This window comes from Tropheryma whipplei str. Twist, from assembly GCF_000007485.1.
In the GTDB taxonomy this organism is placed as follows: domain Bacteria; phylum Actinomycetota; class Actinomycetes; order Actinomycetales; family Microbacteriaceae; genus Tropheryma; species Tropheryma whipplei.
Genome location: NC_004572.3, coordinates 380,356 through 397,371, shown reverse-complemented (window position 1 = coordinate 397,371; position 17,016 = coordinate 380,356). Strand labels below are relative to the sequence as shown.

The following is a 17,016-nucleotide window of genomic DNA, read 5'->3' as shown; positions in this document are numbered from 1 at the left end:
AATAAAAACTGCTTGAACTGCATGTGACACAGAAAGCAGGACGGACAGGATTCTGCAACCCGCGGGGGTTAAAAACCCATTGATAAGCCACCGTCCACAGGCAATACAACTCCGGATACATAACTTGCCTCATCACTGGAAAGCCAAAAAACAGCATTAGCAACTTCCTCTGGCAGACCAATTCGACGTATTGGCACCCTTTGTATCAATTCCTCTCTCAAATTGTCAGGGATTGACGATACCATATCCGTCTGCACTATTCCGGGAGCTACAACATTCACAGTAATGCCAAAACTTGCAAGCTCACGGGTTAAAGCTCTAGCAAGGCCTATCATTCCAGCCTTAGATGCTGAATAATTTGTCTGACCAATACCACCCATCCCAGCAGAAACACTTGATATAAAAACTATGCGACCAAACTTATTTCGCATCATCGATCTACTCGCAAGTTTGGCAAGCCTCCACGCGCCTGTCAGATTGGTATCAAGGATATGTTGAAAATCATCCTCTTTCATCCGTAGAACAAGTGTGTCCCTGATAATTCCAGCATTTGCAATCGCCACATCAACAAAACCGAATCTCTCTTCTACCTCTTTGAAAGCTTTTGTAAGTGAGCTAGAGACGGTTACATCGCACTCAACTGCAAGGCAGCCAGCATCCTTGAAAGCTTCAGGTTGCCTTACTCCAATCGCGACATTGTAGTTGAAGCTCTTGAACTTTTCAGCAATTGCGCGACCTATCCCCCGGTTTCCCCCGGTTATAAAAACTGTTCTCTTGCTAGACATAGACTAGTTGCAGGATACTTGAGAGCCTGCATACAGCCGCTCAAACGCATCTATTGTGCGGTCTATTTCGTGTTCCGCAACAATTTCCAAGGACCTGCGTTGCATCGCGGCAAAATCAGCATCATCAAGGGCGATAACTGCGGTGAGCTTAGAGGCCAGATCATCTGGATCCCCTGGACTAAACAAATATCCATTTTCACCGTCACGAACAAGATGGGGAAGAGCCATAGAGTCAGCGCCAACAACTGGCAAGCCGGAGGCCATAGCCTCCATGGTAGCAATTGACTGAAGTTCCGCAGTAGATGGCATAACAAAGACCGAGGCTTCAGAATACGTCTTCCTGAGATCCCCTTCTTCCAGATACCCACAAAAAACCACTCTGTCCGAAACCCCTAGGGAATATGCGAGTGCGCGCAGGGGTTCCACTTCTTCACCAATCCCAACCAGTTTTAGGGTTATATCCTTGTTATTTAACTTTGCAAAAGCCCGAATCAAAACATCTAACTGTTTCTCGCGGGTGATTCTGCCGACATAGAGTAAGACACTGCCCCTTTCAAAAGAGGGGGTATATCCTGAAAGGTCTATACCACAGCTTATCGGAACAACATTCTCAATAGTTGTGTATCGTTCCAAAAAATTTGCCGCACTTTGAGTAGGACTTGTTACAACATCTGCCCGTGCAAAACACCTAGATGCATAATGCCAGTTTGCCTTCCAAAGAAACTTATGCAAGAAAGTTGGCAAAAACTCGCAATAATGAATCACATTATCAGGCATAAAATGATTCGTTCCAACAAGGCGCACACCACGCGCCCTGCCCTTTTTGCTCAGGCTAAGACCGATCATAAAATGCGATTGATAATGAATCACATCGGGTTGAAAGTCATCAATAATTTTCGAACAAAATCTCGAAACAAACAGCGGACTTGCAAAGCGAAACCAGCTATGACCGGGCCATTTAACACTTGGCAAGCGATACACCAGAACGGCATTTCCCTCAATTTCCTCGAGATACTCGCCGCCTCTTCCCCGAGTTCTGGAAGGGGCAACAACCCTGACAATATGTCCCCGTTCTATAAGACACGAAGCAAGCCTGCCGGAGAATTTGGCCGCACCATTAACTTCAGGAGGAAAGGTTTCTGTTCCTATCAGAACCCTAAGCGACTTTCCGTGCACCATGCACTAAAGTCCTAAGACCTTACGGAAAAAACACACAGGAACATACTACACTCAAACACCCAGAATCGGGTGCTTGGTTAAGCAACAAAATATAGAAGCTATGTACCAAAGTTCCTAATTTGAATGGACCAGACACAAATATGGAGCATATCCTTACCAGGGCATTTTGTCGAAAGTAACAAGAGCCAATATGAGTGCGTCAAGCTAGAGATCACTTTTAGATCTCAAATAAATCCTGCAGAGCCCAAGCACGCCCCATATCGCTATACACCCGGCTGAAAGCATCAGAATATACCCCCACACCGGCATATCATCGATTTCCCCCAGAACAATTGCACCGAGGACCACTGCAACAATTGGGTCAATCACAGTCAGTCCCGCAACTACGAGATCTGGGCTACCAATTCCATGAGCTTTTTGGACCATATATGCACCCATAATCCCTGTTGCAAAAAGGGCAAAAAGGGCAAAAAGGGCAAAAACATTGAAAAAACCCGCCTGTATTCTGCCAATCACAGTATCTGTGAATGTTACAACAAGACCATACATTATCCCTGCCGCAACAATATAAAGCACAAAATTCTTGTATTTCATGAGAAATAGAAGCACGATACATATAGAGAGCGCAACAAGAATTGTGACAGTTATTTTCTTGTTATCGATTGTTTTTTCCTCGGCAAACAGGGCAGCCACGAGAACAAAAAGACCCACTCCGGTAACGCATGACAAAACGGGTAATTGTATTTTTCCGAAGCTGTACACAGCACGGCCCCTTTTTTTCTGATGGATACTATTTAATGCGACAGAGATAACAATTGCCAGTGCGCCAAGAGGCTGAACAACAACAAGTGGTGCAAATACCAGACTGAGAACCTGTAGAATGCTGGCAATAGCCAGCAGCACAGCCCCTAAAACCCATAGCCTCTGCTTGAAAAGCATTACGAACTTATGAAGCCCCGTTTTGTTCTGCATGAAAGTCTCTTTTACACCCAGATTTTGCAGGTGTGTCCCGAAAGAGACGAAGAATAAGGAGATAATCGCCAGGAGTGTACCAATTAGAGTACTAGGCATGACCTTCCTCTGTTGCAGTTATAACGGGATTTTGTACAGGTAAAATTTTACTGTGAGTCAGGACAGAAGATACACCGGTTGCAATACACACAGCAATACACACAGCGCGCAAGATAGAGAAAAAGAAGGGGCCGTGCCTAAAATCAGCGGTGGCAAAATACTGCCAATATATATTACGGGTCACGCGGTTCTTCACGCCCCGGCAAAGCCTGTAACCGACTTTTCTGGGATACAGGAAATTGTACGAGATATGTTTGCAACAATGTTTGCAGCGCCCGGAGTAGGGCTTGCTGGGCCGCAGATCGGTCTTGGTTTAAGGATTTTTGTCTATTCCTACACCGAGGGTGATACCCTGCACCAGGGTGTTGCGATAAATCCGGACTTGCTGATTCCAAAAGGTGTTCCTAAGCGACAAACAAATAAGCAACAGGCAAATAACTCTACTTCTTGCGATGAGCCTGATAGAGAAGGTTGTCTTTCATTCCCGGGATATCAATTTCCCTTAGAAAGAGCTCCTCAAGTAACTCTCAGTGCATTTGATGAAAATAAAAAGCCCTTTACTGTACATGCTACAGGGTGGCTTGCGCGCATTTTTCAACATGAATTCGATCACTTGCAAGGGACTTTATACGTGGATCGTCTTGCTCAAAAATATTCCGGAGAGGTTCGCCAAGCAGTTCTAAATAACAAGTGGGGTATTCCGGGCAAATATTGGGTTCCGCAAGAGCCCAAGGAGTGAGAGCTTTGGACACTAATCCCCGGAGTTCCTGAGTTTTCCGCTCGCAATAGTGTGTCTGCAAGCAATCAAAACACCCACAATAATCATCGCAGCCGCACCGACATAATTAAGGTCCAGACCGAATGAGTTCTGCTGCAGATTGTAACGCATAGGTTCGAGAGCAAATCTTCCTAGGCCATACAGCACGAGAAACGCAGCAAACACGGAACCTTTTGGAAAAACTGTTTTTACAAATACTCTTTTTTCTAGAACCAAGAGGATGACAATAATGAACACATTAAGGATAATTTCATACAGAAAAATCGGATGAAAATATTTTTCAACATTCAAATCCTTAAACCCCTCATGACTAAGCTTTAAACCCCACGGAAGAGTTGTCTCAGTTCCAAACACCTCACCGTTGAAGTAATTTCCCAATCTTGCAAAGCATAAAGCAGCCAAAATTCCTGGAGCCAGGGCGTCAAGAAAAGTAAAGGGTGGTACTTTTTTTATTTTTGCGATAACAAAAAAGCATATAAGCCCAGAGAATACCCCACCAATAAACCCAAGACCACCCTCCCATATGGCGAATACCTTGTAAAAGGGCTGATGTTCATACATCTGCGTGTGGCTCACGACATGCCACAATCGCGCTCCCAAAATAACAGGAATCAATAGGGATGTAACAGCGAAGGCCGTAAACTCTCTGTTACCGGTAAGGACAATAAAACGCCTATTTGTTAACTCGAATAAAACCAGTGCCCCTGCAAGCATAAATACGGAATACATATGCACATATAAGGGCCCGAGCCAAAATCCGGATATAGGCGGTGGTGGTATGTAAAAATGCATTTCCCTTATATTTTAAAAGCTTGCAGTGATAAAGACTTACTGGGCCTGCGTGAAATATACTTAGTGGTACTGCATGCCTTTGTCTGTGCGAGGCCCCGGTTTGGAGGAATTATGCTGTCAACGCACTTTCAGGTGCGGGCCTTCCCCAATAAAAGTCTTTTAGTGGAAGAAGTAGCCAATAGATTTTTGCTTACTCTTGAGAATGTCTTGCAGAAGAAAGCTTCTGCCCATGTTGGCCTTGAGGGCGGTACGATGAGTGAGCTGACCCTGTCAAGAATCGCGATGTACGCCGCAAGGGCAAAGGTGATCTGGAATAGAGTTCACTTCTGGTGGTCAGATGAACGATATCTTCCTGATGGAAACTCGCACAGAAATTATGAGCAGGCAAAGAGATGTCTTTTTAGTAGAGTAAAAGTCCCGGAAGGTAATATACATCAGATTCCTTTCATACCTGGTGATATCAATTTAGCTGTTCGTAGATATTCAGATGAACTGGAGAGGCTGTCCCAGGATAATGGAAAGGTTCCGGAATTTGACATACTTTTCCTGGGAATGGGCCCTGATGGTCACACTGCATCCCTCTTTCCCAATATGTCGCATCCAAATGTTTCTGTTGTACCCGTCTTTAACGCGCCAAAACCCCCTCCTGAGAGGATATCTATGACCTTGGGCGCTATAAATAGTGCCAACAGAATATGGGTGCAGTTATCAGGGTTGGAAAAGGCCAAACCCCTCAAAAGCGCCCTAGAGGGGGCAGATGTCCTAGAGCTGCCTATAGCTGGTGTAAGGGGAAGGTTAGAGACTATTATCTTTGCAGATAAGGATGCTGCTAGTTTGATACCTGCAGAGGCTCATACACAGGATTATTAGTTGAAGCGGGATAGGCCTTCTGTGATAATCTCTATGGCCTTATCTTTACCATTCCAGGCACCAAGCTTTACCCATTTACCTTCTTCTAGATCTTTGTAGTGTTGGAAGAAGTGCTCTATTTGGTTTAGCACATGCTTTGGTACATCATCTAGATCATTTATATGATCACAGTAAGGATCTTTCAGGGCAACACATAGAACCTTGTCATCCTCACCACCATCATCAGTCATATGGAGGACACCAACAGGGCGGATATGTAGGGCAACACCGGGGAAAAGCTGGTTCTGAACAAGTATTAGGGCATCGATTGGATCACCATCAAGGGCTAGGGTGTTCTCGATGAATCCATAATTTGTTGGGTAGCCGAATGCAGTTGATACGACACGATCTAGGAAAAGACGACCTGTTTTCTTATCTATCTCGTATTTACTGCGGCTGCCACGGGGAATCTCAACAATAGCAGTAAGTGTCTGCATCCTTAAGCGAACCACTTAGTAATAGCAAACCAAGAGGAGACTGCAGAGATAATTGCAACAACTAAGGTAATGGCAGCGTTACGTGCAGCTACCTTTACCTTACCCAGAACCTGGTCTACACTCTGGTTTGCTTGGGCTAGAAGACTGGTTGCAACGGTGCTTGCCTGGTCACTGACAGCCTGTACTTGGGTCTGTATGGTTTGGGCATTCTGGGCAACTGCTTGCTGGGCAACCTTGACACCTGCCTTTACGACTGCATCAGCACCTGCCTGAAGGACACTCTGTCCAGCACGTTTGAGTGTGTTCTCAAACTTATTAGCTTCTCTCTGTACTGTATGTTTGAAGTTATTAGCTTCTCTCTGTACTGTATTTTTGAGTTCATTTGCCTTTTTCTTTACTGTATGTCCTATATGGTTGAAGACATTACCTAGGGCATCACCAAGACCTGCATGTCTGGGGCTTGCAAAGGCAGACTGTTGTGTAGTTACTATGAGCGTTAGAAAAGATAAAGTGACAAGTGCTTTCTTCACCGTGTAGCTACTCCATTCGTTATTACATTACTTAGTAATCACGTTTACTATTCTTGTTATTTACGTCTTTTATTTATGCTTGACTTACCCGTGTGGGGCAATTATATCACTGGCTGGAGTATAGGGAGATGGAGTATGTTCTCTGTTCTAAAACAAACAGAGTATGGGAGAACGGGGATAATCAGCACATGTAATGGACAGATACATACACCAGCCTTTATCCCTGTTGCAACCAAAGCAAGTATAAAGGGTGTTCTGCCAGAACAGATGAAACAATTGGGTGCGCAGGGGCTACTTGCCAATGCGTATCATTTACGAAGCCCTGCGGCGCCTGAGCTCACGCAGGGCTTCCTCTAATATCTTCTGCCCTTCTTCTTTGCTCCGCCGCTCTTTTACGTACGCAAGATGAGTTTTAAATGGCTCACTCCTGGGTGATTCAGGAGGATTGGCATAGTCACATCCTGCTATAAGGCCGTTCAATGGATTGGTAATTACCCTTGGTATCTCATCCAAGGGCACATCGCTTGCATAGTACCTAACAGTCTTATTCCCCTCTTGATCCCAATAGGTTACACAAATACGACCATCTTCAATTTCAAAAGAAAGGCCATCCCCGACCTCTGTGCCAGACTGAGCCGTAAACAACTTTTTCTTATCAGAGACAGAAGGCTGCTTCATAACCACCAGACTTATAGAATACAAACAAGCGAGCAACGCATACTAAAGCAATACTCCAAACACGCAATGCCCTAAAGGCGAAACCTTGCTAGAACCGAGAGAGTGATAATTGTAACACCCCAAAGAAGGGCAAGCATAACAGTAAGGCGATTCAAGTTACGCTCGGCCACACCGCTTGATGCAAAGGAAACGGTAATACCGCCCCCGAACATATCTGACAGTCCGCCACCCCTTCCCTTATGCAACAGTATAAGCAAAACAAGGGCAAAACTCGTCAAAACAACAATCCCAAGTAGCACAAGCTTTAGAACGATCAAAACATCCTCAGTCAAAAAAACAGGCACAAAGCCGAGAAAGCACAAACACATGCAGTTCGCAAACCCGAGTATACACCAGATTTACAAACAGCACGTCTTTATCAGGGATGCGAAATCAGATGCATTCAAGGAAGCTCTGCCAACAAGAATGCCGTCTAGCAAATCCTCGTTAAAAACTGCAGATGCGTTAAATAGATTCACTCCCCCACCGTAGAGCACCCGAACATTTACAATGTCTTTTATTGCTGCAGCCATCCTGACAATGTCCCCTGAATTTGCACAGTTTCCCGAGTTAATAGCCGATGAGGGTTCATAAGCAACCAACATGTGTAACTGATCGCTATCTAAAAAGTGTGTTTTGGATCCAAGGGCGTAACCGATGCTATGTTTTTTATCTGATATCGCTTTGAGGTGACTTAGAACAGAACGAAATCTAGACAGAGTTGCATCAAAATGATCACCCGGTGAAATATCACCAATACACAAGATCGGACAAATCCCCGCCGCAAAGCTTCTCAATAATTTATTTGCAATAAGACCGTCGTGCTTGTTATTGAGCTCATTGATTGCACTATTGTTGCCGGGGTAGCATGGTAAACATCTTTGCTCTGAATGACCTATTAGGACGTACTTGCAGTCTAGATCTTTCAAAAACTGGGCTGAAATCTGACCTGTATGTGCGCCATCTGAAAATGCGGAGACATCCTGGGCTCCGTATGATATCTGTATGTCATCCGATGCAACGAGAGTTTGTACGGAACGAAGATCAGTAAACGGCGGGAATACTGCAATCTCACAGGAATCAAAATCATGACCATTATCAATAAGCCTCCAGTTGAGCTCCTGTAAATACGAAACAGCCTGACTATGATTTATGTTCATCTTCCAATTGCCGGCAATTATTTTTTTCTCTTGAGAGTGAACATTCGAGTCTTGCACGGGATACGCGCGCTTTGGAAGCATTTTATAAAACCTCTAATGCTGGCAATATTTTTCCCTCTAGCAGTTCAAGGCAGGCACCACCGCCTGTTGAAACATGACTAAAATCTCCATAATCAAAACCAAGAAGGCTAACAGCTGCTGCTGTATCGCCTCCTCCGATAAATGTAAACGCACTAGAAGACGACAATGCATCAAGCAGTGCACGTGTTCCATTTGAAAAGCTTGGGTTTTCAAATAAACCAGCCGGGCCATTCCAAAAAACAGTTTTCGAATCTTGTATTACATTTCTAAAGATACTCTGAGTTTCAGGACCTATATCAAGACCCATATAAGATATAGATTCAGCTTTACTTACAACCCCAAGGGGTGAAGTTAGGCTTCGCGCCTCAATAACATCTACCGGAAGTATAAGTTCAACATTATTTTGCTTAGCAAAATCAATGATTTTATTTGCCTCCGGGATAAAACTCTCTTCCAGGAGACTTTTGCCTGTTTCACACCCCTGTGCCGCTAAAAATGTAAATGCCATTCCACCACACAGTAACAGACGATCAACCGTTGGCAGGATATTCTCTATAAGCCGTAGCTTGTCCGATAATTTTGCCCCGCCGAGAATAACGGTATAGGGACGCTTGGCCTCGCTGGCAAGATGTGAAAAAGCCTGCATCTCTGATTCAATTAAAAAGCCTGCCGCCTTATTTGAGAAAGCCTGTGCAAGCTCATACACACTAGCATGCCTCCTGTGGGAAGCACCAAAGGCATCATTGACATACGCACCCGCAAAAGGCGCAAGTTGCTCAGCCAGAATCCTTCGATCAGCCTGTGCCTTTGAAGTTTCCTCGGCAAAAAATCGTATATTTTCAAAAAGAACTATCCCAGACTTGTCCAGATGCCTAGTAAGTTCACCATAAAGCTTTGTATCTAGATCAAGAAAATCCACAAGCGGTACATTGACTCCGATATATTCCGATAGTCGCTCAGCACAGGGTTTTAGGGAAAATCCTTGCTGCTCATTTTTAACCGGTCGCCCGAGATGAGAAATCAATATAAGTGGCGCGCCACGGCCAAGCAAGCTTTCTATAGTCGGAAGGGAAGCTCTTATACGCAGATCATCCGTTATTGTGCCGACCTCATCCATAGGCACATTGAAATCAACCCGGACAAAAACAGGAGCATCACAAGGAAAGGTGAAACCGCCAAGAGTTCTCAAGGCAACTCAGAGCCCAACAGACGCCATATATTTGGCCAAATCAACCAGCCGCCGAGAATATGCCCATTCATTGTCATACCAGGCAGATAGCTTGACCATATTGCCAGAAATCCGCAAAAGATTGGCATCATATATACAAGAATGACCGTCAGCGACTATATCACTTGAAACAAGCGGATCCTCTGAATAACAGAGGATCCCTTTCAGGGGGCCCAATGCCGCTCGTCTATAGGCCTCATTGACCTCCGGAGCGGAAACATCTGTTTTTGACACAAGTGAGAGATCTGTTATTGATCCCGTTATAACAGGAACTCTGATGGCAAACCCATCAAGCTTCCCCTTGAGATTTGGGAGAACCAATCCTATCGCGGACGCCGCGCCGGTGGATGTCGGAACGAGGTTCATTGCCGCTGCTCGCGCACGCCGCAAATCACTATGCGGTGCGTCCTGCAACCTCTGATCAGCCGTGTATGCGTGGACGGTTGTCATCAGGCCACGCTCTATGCCGAACGTATCATCAAAAACCTTTGCCAGGGGCGCCAGGCAATTTGTAGTACACGAAGCATTAGACACTATGCTGTGCTTGTTTGGATCATAGTCTGTATGGTTGACACCAACGACGAAGGTGGCATCCTCGTTCTTTGCCGGTGCGGAAATTATAACCCGCTTACTGCCGGCAGTTATATGTCCAGACGCGAGATTTGCATCTGTAAATAAACCCGTTGACTCTATGACGATATCAACACCATTCCATGGAATTGAAGAGGGGTCTTTTTCGGAAAAAACTGCGACCTCCCTTTTTCCAACAAGTAACTTGGTGCCATCATGGCAAACACTTTCAGGGAAGCGCCCAAAAATTGTGTCCCGTCTTAGAAGATGCGCCAACACTTCAGGCGAGGTCAGGTCATTAATTGCAACAACATCTATCTCAGGACCATCAATGCACGAGGGAGAAGATAAAGCCCTGAAAAAGCCACGACCAATTCTTCCAAAGCCATTAATTGCTATTTTGACCGTCACACAACCCCTTTATAAAATTATCTAAACGACAGACCTGCCGGCAATTTTCAAAAACTTATCTGTAACGCCATGCCAATTGACTATACTCCAAAAAGCCTTTACGTAATCAGCTTTTACATTTAAATAGTCTAAGTAATACGCATGCTCCCACATATCGAGGAGGAGGAGATTCCTCGCAGATACTGCGTTATTTTGATGATCATAAAATTGCTGAATAATAAGCCTTGATGCGACCGGCTCCCATGACAGAACGGCCCACCCAGAGCCCTGTATGCTCAAGGCTGCGGCCGAAAAATGATTCATGAAAGAGTCGAAGCTGCCAAAATCCCGCTCAATAACCTCAAGAAAGGGACCGGCCGGTGCCTGACCAACCTCGGGGGTTAGAACACTCCAAAAAACAGAATGATTCTTATGCCCGGCAAGATTAAACGCCAGATTCTTTTGCAATTGTGGCACCCTAGAAAAATCACCTTTATCACGTGCTTCACAAAGCTGCTCCAGAGCTTGATTTGCGCCGTCAACATACGCCTTGTGATGCTTTGAGTGATGAAGCTCCATGATTTTTCCGCTTATATAGGGCTCTAGAGCAGAATAACCGTAAGGCAGATCAGGGAGCGTATACAACAACAAACACCTCGACTTACCAAAGAGCTACGAAAACCAAACGCTAAGGATAATTGTAGCGCTATTCAGACTAGTTACTGAAACGGGATGCTAAGAGAATGTATCAGGAATCCCCAGGGTTTTGGCCCTTTTATCGGCAAGGCATAAAAGCCGACGAATTCTGCCTGCGATAGCATCTTTAGTCATAGCCGGTTCAGCAAGTTTGCCAAGTTCCTCAAGGCTCGCATGCGTATTGTTTAGGCGCAACTGCCCAGCATACAACAAATGTTGTGGGGCATCTCCCTTAAGAATCTGTAATGCCCGCTCAATCCTTCTAACAGAGCTAGCCGCAGCTATTGCACTACGCCTCAAATTGGCATCATCAAAATTTGGTAAGCGTGGACCTAAATTTTCTGGGTGCCGCAATTTAATAAATTGTTCAATTTTTTCGACGCTGTTTCGCGCTCCAACATTACGAAGAAGAGGGGCAACATTATCGATATCGCGAATAACAACCTTGTAAGAGCCCCTCACTTCCTTTATTTTTGCAATAACATTCAACTTATTGATAGACCCCTGTAGGCAAAGAGCTGTTTCATTACTTGGTGCATAAACTTCCATCGCGAATTTGCGTGTCGATTCTGTGAACACTCCAGATGCAAGGATTGCACCCCTTACCAGTCCCTTTAGTGCAGAACCAGATGCAAGGGCAAGATGATTTGGCAATCCCCGTACGGGCGCAAGCGACGTATCAATAAGCCCTAATTTCCTTGCTAAAGATGGGTCATCAATTCTCAGAAGAAAGCAACTCTCACCTATATCGTTGCGGGGGGTTGAACGAATAAGCTTTGGGGTAATACCGTATATATTCCTCAAAACACTTTCAACTCTGTTCAGAAGCAAGGATCCACACAGTTTTACCTCTATAACGACACGTCTCTTTATTATGTTCAGGTCAGCCCCAAAGCGCAACAGTGCCGTTAGTTCAGCTGATCTTGTTTGAGCATCCCCTATCGGAAGAGAGAGTAAATCACATCTCAAGAGGTGAAGGGCTTGCAACAGGGAATTCACGGGTTCATTTTATTTCAAAGAGAATGCTTCTGCACATTCCTTGATTTTCTCGGCGGTTTTTACACCAAACCCTGGCAATGCAGATATATCTTCAATGGAAGCCTGCCGAATTTCAGCAAATGAAGAAAATCTTCGCAAAAGCTGCATAACTTTCTGTTTACCAAGGCCCGGAATGCGGAAGAGCTCACTTGTCAAATATGCCTCACGCCGTCTTGTCTGTTGTTTTAGCGCAAACCTGTGAGATTCATCTCTAATCTTCTGTAATAAGAACAGCGATTCGCTGTTAGGTGGAAGAATAAGTGAGGTTTTGACCCCTGGCGACCAGAGCTCTTCAAGTCTTTTTGATAGTGCAAAAACAGGAATCTTTAAACCCACCTCTTGTAATGCCCCCACAGCTGCTGATAGCTGAGGCTTACCACCATCGATAATCATCAAGTGTGGATAATCCGGCGAATCTTGTGCAACTGACTCGAGGGACCTTAACCTACGACATATAAGCGAGAACATCGAAGCAGTGTCATTGTTCTGATCAATATGTATATTAAAGTGGCGATACGCCGATTTCTTTGGCTCTCCGTTCTCGAAAACCACCATGCTTCCCGAGGTGTTTGTGCCCAAGAGATGAGAAATGTCAAAACATTCAATGCGCACCGGCAATGAATTCAAGTTCAAATATTTTTGTAACTCAAAGAGAGATCTATGCCTCTCGGTGTAATCAGAAGAACGCCTCAATCTGTGTCTTTCCAATTCCGAAAGCGCATTATCTTTTACAGTCTCTAAAAGTCTCCTTTCCTGCTCATTCGGGTGATATACAATTTCTATTTCGAGCGACCTGTCAATATTTTTGTCGTTCAAATGAGCCGAGAGTGCACTAAGATAACTCGGTTTGTCAAAAAGAACAATCCTTTTCGGAAGGCTTAGTTTGTCATACACCTGAATAATCGACTGGGACAAAAGCTCAGAAGCTGACTGATCTTCCTGTTGTTCAAAATGCCATGAATACACAGATTTTATGCGACCAGCAATTACTCGAAAGCACTGTACTGAAGCGATAGAATTATCGGATACGACGGCGATAAAGTCTGCCGACACTGTTTCATCTAGCAGAACCGCGCTCCTGGATAAAACCGTTTGTGCGGCTTGTATCTTATCTCGCAAAATTGCCGCCTCTTCGTATTCTTTGTTCTTAGATGCCTTGAGCATTTTTTTCTTCAGAGATTCTAAAAGAGAAGAAGATTGACCCTCTAGAAAAGCCATGAGATTTTTTATTCTTTTCTGATATTGAAGATGGGTTGTTTTTAAAGAACATGGCCCGAAACACTTATTAATCTGCCCTTCAAAACACGGCATCCCAGAGGCAATTGCCCTTTTATAGTTTGTCGGAGAACAGGTCCTTATTTGAAATATCTTGTGCAACAAGCTAACTGTTTCCCGAAGATGAAACACTTTTGGATATGGACCAAAATGCGTAGCGTACTGAATTTTTCTTCTGGTAATCAAAAGTCTAGGCACCTGTTCGCCTATTGTCACAGCCAAGAACGGATAGGCTTTATCATCTTTCAATTTCACGTTACAAGGCGGGGCAAATTCTTTTATCCATGAATATTCAAGTCTCAGTGCCTCTATATCGTCTGCGACGCACGTCCACCCAACCTTTTTGGAAATAGACAGCATATACGAAATACGGCGCCCTCGCCTTGCATTCGTGAAGTAACTTCCCAAGCGATTGCGAAGATTTTTTGCCTTACCAACATAGAGAATACGTCCATTTTCATCTTCAAATCTATAAACCCCCGGTTTGCAGGGTATCTCTATCCTCCTTGGTGGGTACATAAGCTACCTCACAAGCATTTTTTAAGGAAATAACCTGTTGCACTGTCGGGATGGAGTGCAACTTCTTCTGGTGTACCGCAAGCAACCACTGACCCACCAGCATTACCCCCTTCAGGGCCCATATCTATTACGTGGTCTGCTGTTTTTATAACATCCAGATTATGCTCAATTACGATAACTGTGTTGCCGTTATCAACCAGTCTATGAAGTATCTCAAGCAACTGCCTAACATCATGAAAATGTAACCCGGTTGTTGGTTCATCCAGAACATACAGAACATCCTGTGCAGTGCGTTTTTGAAGTTGCGCGGCAAGCTTTATCCTTTGAGCTTCCCCACCGGACAGTGTGGGCGCGGGTTGACCTAAAGTCATGTAGCCGAGCCCTATTTCATCCATGAGTTTCAATGGTTGATGTATAGATGGAATAGCCCTAAAAAACTCAACAGCTTCACAAACCGGCATTGTTAATACATCATGTATACTCATATTGTTGTAGAGAACCTGGAGCGTGTCTCTGTTGTACCGCATTCCATTGCAATCCTCGCAATCCACATAAACATCGGGCAAAAAATTCATTTCAACCTTTATGCATCCATCACCCTTACATTTTTCACATCGTCCACCTTTGAGATTAAAACTAAATCGACCTGGTGAATACCCCCTCGCACGAGCTGTTGGTGTTTTAGAAAAAATATCCCTTATTTTGTCAAACACCCCGGTATAAGTCGCCAAATTTGACCTCGGAGTTCGTCCGATAGGCTTCTGGTCTATATGAACAACTTTTGAGATATTCTCCGCACCATCCAGTGCAGGTGCCAAACGAACAGTCTGTTCATTGTGCTGCATCCCATTGCGTACCGTACAAGCATCAGTACAATCTGCATCCTGACAATTATTCTCGGAAGGCGTATTCCCCTTGCAAATATTCGAGAGCGCTTTGCACAAAACAGAGTTTACTAAGGTTGATTTCCCAGAGCCAGAAACACCTGTAATGACTATAAAGGTTTTTAATGGAAAGAAAACCGTTATATTTTTTAGATTATTTTCTTTTGCACCCGAGAGGGTAATTCCACACGAAGAAACTCGGCGCTTCTTCGGTGTAGAGACCATAAGTTCACCCGAGAGGTATTTTCCTGTAAGACTACGACTGGGCATTTTACCGACTGGACCAGAATAAACGACCTGCCCGCCCATTCTCCCCGCACCAGGCCCTATATCAACTATCCAATCCGAAGATCTAATCGTCTCTTCATCATGCTCAACAACGATAAGCGTATTCCCGCGGTTCCTAAGATTCAGCAATAGCTTTATAAGCTTCTCGTTATCTCTCTTGTGTAGACCAATGCTCGGTTCGTCCAGAACATAAAGCACCTCCGTGAGACCTGAGCCGATTTGAGTTGCCAATCTTATTCTTTGGGACTCACCTCCAGAAATTGTTGTAATACTTCGTGACAAAGTTAAATACCCAAGACCGAGTTCAATCAGAAACTCCAGTCTTGAGATAATTTCTCTGAGTATTGGAGAGGATATTTTCTCAAATTTTCTTGGAATATCCAATGCTTTAAAAAAGTGGAGTATTCCGTCAAGAGGCATATCACAAACATCAATAATATTTTTGTTAGACACTTTGACGCAGAGTGACGATGCCCTAAGGCGCTTTCCAGAGCACGAACGACACGGTGAGTTGTATAAATAACCCGAAAGAGATCCTCCAGAGTTTTCTGATACATCCCTTTCTATCTTTCTTACAAGACCCGTGTAATACCGCACTCTAGTGTTGTGTAATAGAAAATTTTTTGCGTGCAGTATTGTGTTTTGTACGTAATCTGTAAGATCACTCCACGGGGTATTGAGGGTGAATTTAAGATTCCTAGCAAGGGCTGATATCTCGCGCATGAAGTTTTTTGAAACAATTTTTTTACCTATAAGGTCTAGCGCTATCTTCTCAACTGAAAGCTGTATATCAGGCACTAATGTGGTCATATTGACAGATCGAACTGTGCCGATCCCGTCACAGTCGGGACATGCGCCGACAGGTGAATTAAACGAGAAGGTTCTCGGCTCTATTTTGTCAAAGTTCAGAAAGTGTAAATTCGGGCATGCTGAGTTTATAGAAAAGCGAAATACATCACCTTTGAAGGTTTGAACTTCACAAATATTCGAAAGGCCAAATGCGGTTTCAATTGAATCTGTTAACCGAGTTAGCATATTGTCCTCAGAAACAAGCCTATCTACAACAACTTTTATTGTGTGGCGCGAATTTTTTTTAAGTTTCGGAACTTCTGTTAGTAAATAAATTTCTTCATCAACAACAACTCGCGAAAAACCAGATGTGGTAAGCCTCGAGAAAAGATCAACAAATTCCCCCTTTTTTTGTCGTACAAGTGGTGATAAGAGCATGAATCTTTCACCGTGTGGAATCTTGGCAATTGAATCTACTATCTGCTGAATAGTCTGTTTTTGTACGGGTAAATCACATTCCGGACAGTGCAAAACCCCAACACGCGCCCACAGAAGCCGCAAATAATCAAATATTTCCGTGACCGTACCGACGGTAGAGCGCGGATTTCTACTTGTGGTTTTTTGGTCAATCGCCACTGATGGGCTGAGTCCGTCGATAGAATCCACCTCCGGCCTATCAAGTCTTTCTAAAAACTGTCTTGCATATGCAGAAAGAGACTCTATGTACCGCCTCTGCCCCTCAGCAAAAATAGTGTCAAATGCAAGACTTGACTTTCCGGAGCCGGAAAGGCCTGTAAAAACAGTCATTGAATTTCTCGGAATCCGCACATTAAGGTTTTTTAAATTGTGAACCCGCGCGTTTTTAACGCGCAAAAATGACCTGCGACTTGACACTTCTAC

At 44.3% G+C, this 17,016-nt stretch carries 17 protein-coding genes and 1 pseudogene; 3 read left to right on the top strand and 15 right to left on the bottom strand.

Translation table 11 applies throughout. The features are described 5' to 3' along the window. Window positions 1–68: 68 nt before the first annotated feature. The 3 genes from fabG to TWT_RS01830 form a co-directional block, all read right to left on the bottom strand. Window positions 69–785 carry a 3-oxoacyl-ACP reductase FabG gene (gene fabG, locus TWT_RS01840; protein WP_011096407.1) on the bottom strand — a complete coding sequence of 239 codons (717 nt, stop codon included), beginning with the start codon at window positions 783–785 and terminating at the stop codon, window positions 69–71. 3 nt (window positions 786–788) lie between these two features. Beyond that, window positions 789–1,964, bottom strand: a complete 1,176-nt coding sequence (locus TWT_RS01835) for a glycosyltransferase (RefSeq protein ID WP_011096408.1) — start codon at window positions 1,962–1,964, stop codon at window positions 789–791. Between the two features lie 204 nt (window positions 1,965–2,168). Continuing rightward, a complete protein-coding gene (locus TWT_RS01830) occupies window positions 2,169–3,035 on the bottom strand; it encodes a membrane protein (protein ID WP_011102497.1) in 867 nt (288 codons plus the stop codon). A 133-nt stretch (window positions 3,036–3,168) separates the two neighbouring features. Between TWT_RS01830 and def the strand changes: the two genes are divergently transcribed. Beyond that, window positions 3,169–3,774 carry a peptide deformylase gene (gene def / locus TWT_RS01825; protein WP_080502115.1) on the top strand — a complete coding sequence of 202 codons (606 nt, stop codon included), beginning with the start codon at window positions 3,169–3,171 and terminating at the stop codon, window positions 3,772–3,774. Window positions 3,775–3,786: 12 nt separating this feature from the next. Here the strand turns inward: def and lgt are convergent, their stop codons facing one another. Next, window positions 3,787–4,605, bottom strand: coding sequence for a prolipoprotein diacylglyceryl transferase (lgt, locus tag TWT_RS01820; protein ID WP_011102495.1), 819 nt, complete (start codon window positions 4,603–4,605; stop codon window positions 3,787–3,789). Here lgt and pgl point away from each other — a divergent pair. Next, a complete protein-coding gene (gene pgl / locus TWT_RS01815) occupies window positions 4,600–5,475 on the top strand; it encodes a 6-phosphogluconolactonase (protein WP_011102494.1) in 876 nt (291 codons plus the stop codon). The genes lgt and pgl overlap by 6 nt on opposite strands. On the opposite strand, the gene TWT_RS01810 is transcribed toward pgl, so the two are convergent. Then, window positions 5,472–5,951, bottom strand: a complete 480-nt coding sequence (locus TWT_RS01810) for an inorganic diphosphatase (protein ID WP_044143948.1) — start codon at window positions 5,949–5,951, stop codon at window positions 5,472–5,474. The genes pgl and TWT_RS01810 overlap by 4 nt on opposite strands. Before the next feature lie 2 nt (window positions 5,952–5,953). Next, on the bottom strand, window positions 5,954–6,481 hold the full coding sequence (locus TWT_RS01805; protein ID WP_011096414.1) for a hypothetical protein: 528 nt from the start codon (window positions 6,479–6,481) through the stop codon (window positions 5,954–5,956). Window positions 6,482–6,616: 135 nt separating this feature from the next. Here TWT_RS01805 and TWT_RS04895 point away from each other — a divergent pair. After that, window positions 6,617–6,817, top strand: a pseudogene (locus TWT_RS04895) (tRNA-guanine transglycosylase); the annotation flags it as partial. Here the strand turns inward: TWT_RS04895 and TWT_RS01800 are convergent. The 9 genes from TWT_RS01800 to uvrA form a co-directional block, all read right to left on the bottom strand. Continuing rightward, window positions 6,794–7,159 (bottom strand): RNA polymerase-binding protein RbpA, encoded by a 366-nt coding sequence (locus tag TWT_RS01800; RefSeq protein ID WP_011096415.1) that lies wholly within the window; start codon window positions 7,157–7,159, stop codon window positions 6,794–6,796. The pseudogene TWT_RS04895 and the gene TWT_RS01800 sit on opposite strands and share 24 nt — an antisense overlap. Before the next feature lie 71 nt (window positions 7,160–7,230). Next, complete coding sequence (gene secG / locus TWT_RS01795; RefSeq protein ID WP_237696867.1) at window positions 7,231–7,491, bottom strand: preprotein translocase subunit SecG; 261 nt, start codon at window positions 7,489–7,491, stop codon at window positions 7,231–7,233. Window positions 7,492–7,557: 66 nt separating this feature from the next. Continuing rightward, window positions 7,558–8,439, bottom strand: coding sequence for a triose-phosphate isomerase (locus tag TWT_RS01790; RefSeq protein ID WP_011102491.1), 882 nt, complete (start codon window positions 8,437–8,439; stop codon window positions 7,558–7,560). Between the two features lies 1 nt (window position 8,440). After that, window positions 8,441–9,628: a phosphoglycerate kinase gene (locus TWT_RS01785; RefSeq protein WP_011102490.1), complete on the bottom strand. Its 1,188-nt coding sequence runs from the start codon at window positions 9,626–9,628 to the stop codon at window positions 8,441–8,443. 6 nt (window positions 9,629–9,634) lie between these two features. Continuing rightward, window positions 9,635–10,648, bottom strand: coding sequence for a type I glyceraldehyde-3-phosphate dehydrogenase (gene gap, locus TWT_RS01780; RefSeq protein ID WP_011102489.1), 1,014 nt, complete (start codon window positions 10,646–10,648; stop codon window positions 9,635–9,637). A gap of 21 nt (window positions 10,649–10,669) precedes the next feature. Beyond that, a complete protein-coding gene (locus TWT_RS01775) occupies window positions 10,670–11,278 on the bottom strand; it encodes a superoxide dismutase (RefSeq protein WP_011102488.1) in 609 nt (202 codons plus the stop codon). Between the two features lie 84 nt (window positions 11,279–11,362). Beyond that, the gene (gene whiA, locus TWT_RS01770; protein WP_011096421.1) at window positions 11,363–12,322 is read right to left on the bottom strand and encodes a DNA-binding protein WhiA; all 960 of its coding nucleotides are present in this window, start codon (window positions 12,320–12,322) and stop codon (window positions 11,363–11,365) included. Window positions 12,323–12,331: 9 nt separating this feature from the next. Next, entirely contained in the window at window positions 12,332–14,155 is a 1,824-nt protein-coding gene (gene uvrC / locus TWT_RS01765) for an excinuclease ABC subunit UvrC (protein ID WP_011102487.1), read from the bottom strand. Between the two features lie 8 nt (window positions 14,156–14,163). Next, window positions 14,164–17,010, bottom strand: a complete 2,847-nt coding sequence (gene uvrA / locus TWT_RS01760; RefSeq protein ID WP_011102486.1) for an excinuclease ABC subunit UvrA — start codon at window positions 17,008–17,010, stop codon at window positions 14,164–14,166. Window positions 17,011–17,016: the final 6 nt, after the last annotated feature.

Excerpts from the sequence above, each read along its gene's own strand:
- TWT_RS01810 (WP_044143948.1), bottom strand. The coding sequence starts at position 5,951 with ATGCAGACACTTACTGCTATTGTTGAGATTCCCCGTGGCAGCCGCAGT.
- pgl (WP_011102494.1), top strand. The coding sequence starts at position 4,600 with ATGCATTTCCCTTATATTTTAAAAGCTTGCAGTGATAAAGACTTACTG.
- TWT_RS01800 (WP_011096415.1), bottom strand. The coding sequence starts at position 7,159 with ATGAAGCAGCCTTCTGTCTCTGATAAGAAAAAGTTGTTTACGGCTCAG.
- uvrC (WP_011102487.1), bottom strand. The coding sequence starts at position 14,155 with ATGTACCCACCAAGGAGGATAGAGATACCCTGCAAACCGGGGGTTTAT.
- TWT_RS01830 (WP_011102497.1), bottom strand. The coding sequence starts at position 3,035 with ATGCCTAGTACTCTAATTGGTACACTCCTGGCGATTATCTCCTTATTC.
- TWT_RS01835 (WP_011096408.1), bottom strand. The coding sequence starts at position 1,964 with ATGGTGCACGGAAAGTCGCTTAGGGTTCTGATAGGAACAGAAACCTTT.
- TWT_RS01790 (WP_011102491.1), bottom strand. The coding sequence starts at position 8,439 with ATGCTTCCAAAGCGCGCGTATCCCGTGCAAGACTCGAATGTTCACTCT.
- lgt (WP_011102495.1), bottom strand. The coding sequence starts at position 4,605 with ATGCATTTTTACATACCACCACCGCCTATATCCGGATTTTGGCTCGGG.
- fabG (WP_011096407.1), bottom strand. The coding sequence starts at position 785 with ATGTCTAGCAAGAGAACAGTTTTTATAACCGGGGGAAACCGGGGGATA.